A 4,608-nucleotide genomic window follows, 5' to 3' on the forward strand; every position below is an offset into this window, starting at 1 on the left:
TGGTCAAGCTGTACAAGCAGTATCGCTGCACCATCGTCGCGATCATGGAAGTAGACCCGCAAGAAACCAGCAAATACGGTGTGATTGCAGGCGACCTGATTGGTGATGACCTGTACCGCGTACGCAACATGGTTGAGAAGCCAAAGCCGGAAGATGCCCCGTCGAACCTGGCGATCATCGGTCGTTACATCATGACGCCGGACATCTTCAGCCTGATCGAACAAACCGATCCAGGCAAAGGTGGCGAGATCCAGATCACTGACGCCCTGATGAAGCAGGCGCAGGATGGTTGCGTGATTGCCTACAAGTTCAAGGGCAAGCGTTTCGACTGCGGTGGCGCCGAAGGCTACATCGACGCAACCAACTTCTGCTTCGAGAACTTCTACAAGACGGGCAAGGCGTACTGATAGCGCTTGAGCTGCTTGTATTGAATTCACCTTCTCAGGTTGTGTAGCAACAAACAGATGAAAGCCCAGGCAAACGCCCCGACTTGTTCGGGGCGTTTGCTTTTGTGCGGGCTCAGGTACGCAGGGGAACGAGAAGGTAGGTATCGCCTGACATCCATCGCTAGGAGTTGCGAAAGAAAATTCTGATTTGTTAATTGCCGGCGCAAACGATGATTGTTGTGGCTAAAAACCTCTGTATTAAATGGGATATACCAGAGCCGGTTTGCACTGCGTGACTAATGTCACGTCAAGGACGCGCTTAAAGTCGCTGAGGTTTTATGAGGAAATGGAGCTTCGTGAATGGCGTTAACAGGAAGCGTGACCCTAAAACGGTGGTTGGCTCTAAGCGTACTGATGCTCCCGGTATTGCTGGTAACAGTTGACAATACGGTGCTTGGATTCGCGTTACCAAAAATTGCCGAGGCCCTGCGTCCGAGTGCTAGCCAGCAGTTGTGGATGATCGATGCTTATTCGCTGGTATTGGCGGGGTTGCTGGTGTCGATGGGTAGTCTGGGAGATCGAGTCGGTCATCGTAAGTTGTTGCTGGTCGGGTCCTTGGGTTTTGCGATTGTGTCGGTGTTAACCGCGTATTCCGATACCGCCGCGCAACTGATTGCCGGGCGAGCCTGTATGGGTATTTTCGGTGCAATGCTGATGCCCTCAACGTTGGCGTTGATACGTTCGGTGTTCGAGGACCGAGAAGAACGCAGACTGGCAGTCGCGATCTGGGCAACGACGTTGACGGTCGGCTCGGCACTCGGTCCTTTGGTGGGCGGGGTGTTGCTGGAATTCTTCAGTTGGGGGTCGATTTTCCTGTTGGCGGTGCCCGTGTTGGTGCCACTGCTGGTGTTGGGGCCACTGTTGTTGCCCGAATCCGAGCGAGATGCTTCAGGACCGTTGGATCCGATAAGCATCCTGCAATCGATGGTAGCTCTTGGTGCCATTGTTTATGGCATTAAACACAGCGCCAGTAATGGTTTCGACTGGATGGCGCTGACAGCATTTGCAGTAGGCGCAGTTGCGGGCTGGATGTTTGTGTGTCGACAGTTACGCCTGCCAGTGCCGCTGATGGACCTGAGCCTGTTCCGCAGTGGCACCTTTAGCGGCTCTGTCGCGATCAATTTGATGAGTCTCGCGTTTCTCGTCGGTTTCGTATTCTTTGCCACTCAGTTCCTGCAGATCGTTCTTCAGATGTCGCCCTTGAGTGCTAGCCTCGCGTTGATTCCTGGTCAGGTCATGGCGATTGTAGTGGGGATGGCGGTCGTGCCTGTCGCACGGCGATTACAGGTGCATGTGCTGATACCGATTTTGATGGCGTTTGCTGGAGCGGCGTTTTTGCTGGTCGCCAGCATGGGCAGTAGCCTGACCGTTCTAGTGGTGGCTTTTGCCTTGCTGAACATTGGCGTGGGCGCAATCGCGACGGTGTCCAATGATGTGATTTTGTCAGCCRCACCACCGGCAAAGGCGGGCGCCGCGTCGGCCATTAGCGAAACGGCCTATGAAGTGGGCGTAGTTTTGGGGACGACAGTGCTCGGCGGTGTCGTCACCGCCTACTATCGCGGCGCATTGCAGCTTCCGGGGTTCCTGAGCGAAGTGCAGATGATGCTGGCGAGTGAGACGCTGTCTGGCGCCTATCATGTGGCGGCAGACTTGTCGGGTGATCAAGCAAGGGAATTGATGGCGCAGGCGGGAAGGGCATTCGAAGGTGGGATCGGTTTGGTTTCGTGGGTGACGTTCGGCTTGGCACTCATGGCGATTTTGATTGCTTGGCGCACTCTGCGGACACCGAAAACGCAATCTGCAGAGGGGCATTGATCGAAAATGAAGATTGGGCCGCGCATCGCACGGCCCGAGCATTTCAGCACAATGCTTGCTCAGCGGCCGTCCGCAGGTATGCTGTTGGCCTGCCGAGGAGATTGAAAATGGCCTACGATTTTGACCTTTATGTGATTGGTGCCGGTTCTGGCGGTGTGCGGGCGGCGCGGTTTGCTGCCGGGTTCGGCGCAAAAGTGGCCGTGGCCGAGAGCCGCTACCTGGGCGGCACCTGTGTAAACGTCGGCTGCGTGCCGAAAAAATTGCTGGTCTACGGTGCGCACTTTGCCGAAGACTTCGAGCAGGCTTCCGGTTTTGGCTGGAGCCTGGATGAAGCGCAGTTCGACTGGGCGGCGCTGATCGCCAACAAGGACCGCGAGATCAATCGCCTCAATGGCATTTATCGCAACCTGCTGGTCAACAGCGGCGTGACCTTGCATGAAGGTCACGCGAAGATCGTCGACCCGCATCAGGTCGAGATCAATGGCGAGCGCTTTACCGCCAAAAATATCCTGATCGCTACCGGCGGCTGGCCGCAGATTCCGGAGATCCCGGGGCACGAGCATGCCATCAGTTCCAACCAGGCGTTCTTCCTCAAAGAGCTGCCCAAGCGAGTGTTGGTGGTAGGCGGTGGCTATATTGCGGTCGAGTTTGCCGGGATCTTCCACGGCTTGGGTGCGCAGACCACGCTGTTGTATCGCGGCGAAATGTTCCTGCGCGGCTTCGACGGTTCCGTGCGCAAGCATTTGCAGGAAGAATTGACCAAGCGCGGCATGGATCTGCAATTCAATGCGGACATCGAACGCATCGACAAGCAGGCCGACGGCAGCCTGAAAGTCACGCTCAAGGATGGTCGCCAACTGGAAACCGATTGCGTGTTCTACGCCACGGGTCGTCGTCCGATGCTGGACAATCTCGGGCTGGAAAACACGGGGGTCAAACTCGACAGGAAAGGCTTCGTCGAGGTCGATGAGCTGTATCAGACCGCCGAGCCGTCGATCCTGGCGCTGGGCGATGTGATTGGTCGTGTCCAGCTGACACCGGTTGCCCTGGCAGAAGGCATGGCGGTGGCGCGACGCCTGTTCAAGCCCGAGCAGTATCGTCCGGTGGATTACAAGATGATCCCGACGGCGGTGTTCAGCCTGCCAAACATAGGCACCGTCGGTTTGACCGAAGAAGAGGCTCGCGAAGCCGGCCACGAGGTGGAGGTCTTCGAAAGCCGCTTCCGGCCGATGAAACTGACCCTGACTGAATGCCAGGAGCGCACGCTGATGAAGCTGGTGGTGGACGCCAGGACCGACAAGGTCCTGGGTTGCCACATGGTCGGCCCGGACGCCGGTGAAATCGTCCAGGGCCTGGCGATTGCCTTGAAGGCCGGCGCCACCAAGCGCGACTTCGACGAAACCATCGGCGTGCACCCGACGGCCGCCGAAGAGTTCGTCACCATGCGTACGCCGCTCGCCGGTTAATCGTCCTTCGCTGCGTCTGCCGCTGCCGCAAGGGTCGCGGCCAGACGCACGCGTTCTTCCAGATCCGTGCGGGTCTTGGCCAAATCCATTTCCAGTGACCTGTTGAGCTGCGACTGCTCATCGACATTCTGTTTGAGTGCCTGGCTTTCCAGCAGGGCGACGCGCAGGCGTTCCTGGAGGAGGGTGCGTTCGCCGTCGACGCGGGTGGCCTGTTCCAGCAACTGATCCTGACGGCTATTGCTTTGCTTGAGCTGTTCTTGCAGCAGGCTCAGTTCGCGCAGCGTGCCGCGGTTTTCAGTCAGCAAGCGTTCATTGTCGCGGTGCAACTGGGTGATTTCATCCTGGCGTACCAGCGCGCTTTGTTGTGCCTGGCGCAGTTCCATCTGTAGTTGTTGCACCTGGCCTTCATGGCGACTCATTTCCTGTTCGCGCTGTTCCTTGACCGCATTGCGGTAGTGCTCCAGCGCGTCGCGAGTGTGCAGGTGTTTTTCTTCAAGGGAGCGGATCTGCTCGTCCTTGTCTTTCAAGCGCAGTTCGAAATCGGCCAGCGCCTGGTTCAGCCCGGCGTTGCGGGTTTGCTCCGTTTGCAGAATGGCGCGGGTTTCTTGCAGGGCCTCGGATTCCTGGGTCAGCGCCAGGCTTTGAAATTCGTATTGCTGGTGCAGTTCGCTGTTGGCCTCTTGCGCTTTGCCGAGCTGGTTATCCAGCGCCTTGCGTTGTTCTTCGTACTGCGCGCGTGCCTGGTCGATGGGTTCTTGCGCCTGCTCCTTGAGTCTTTGTGCGAGCCGCGCCACCAGCGCCATCAGTTCGTCGTCGATCGGTTCCGTCGGCGCTTCGACAGGTTCAACCCTGTCATCGAGCTCCTTGAGATAGCGATGGAT

At 57.6% G+C, this 4,608-nt stretch carries 4 protein-coding genes; 3 read left to right on the forward strand and 1 reads right to left on the reverse strand.

Features of this window, described 5'->3' with window-relative positions; all coding sequences use genetic code 11:
- The 3 genes from AC1DVH_RS26400 to gorA all read left to right on the forward strand — a co-directional run.
- Positions 1 to 407: sugar phosphate nucleotidyltransferase (locus AC1DVH_RS26400; RefSeq protein WP_477756270.1), on the forward strand; the 407-nt coding region annotated here is incomplete at its 5' end.
- A 339-nt stretch (positions 408 to 746) separates the two neighbouring features.
- Positions 747 to 2,261, forward strand: coding sequence for an MFS transporter (locus tag AC1DVH_RS26405; RefSeq protein WP_477756271.1), 1,515 nt, complete (start codon positions 747 to 749; stop codon positions 2,259 to 2,261).
- Between the two features lie 107 nt (positions 2,262 to 2,368).
- Complete coding sequence (gene gorA / locus AC1DVH_RS26410; protein ID WP_477756272.1) at positions 2,369 to 3,727, forward strand: glutathione-disulfide reductase; 1,359 nt, start codon at positions 2,369 to 2,371, stop codon at positions 3,725 to 3,727.
- On the opposite strand, the gene AC1DVH_RS26415 is transcribed toward gorA, so the two are convergent.
- Positions 3,724 to 4,608: DNA-binding protein (locus AC1DVH_RS26415; protein WP_477756273.1), on the reverse strand; the 885-nt coding region annotated here is incomplete at its 5' end. The genes gorA and AC1DVH_RS26415 overlap by 4 nt on opposite strands.

Source organism: Pseudomonas sp. P4_C3, assembly GCF_056402075.1.

Bases quoted from the DNA above. Each gene is read 5' to 3' on its own strand.
- gorA (WP_477756272.1), top strand. From the start codon at position 2,369: ATGGCCTACGATTTTGACCTTTATGTGATTGGTGCCGGTTCTGGCGGT.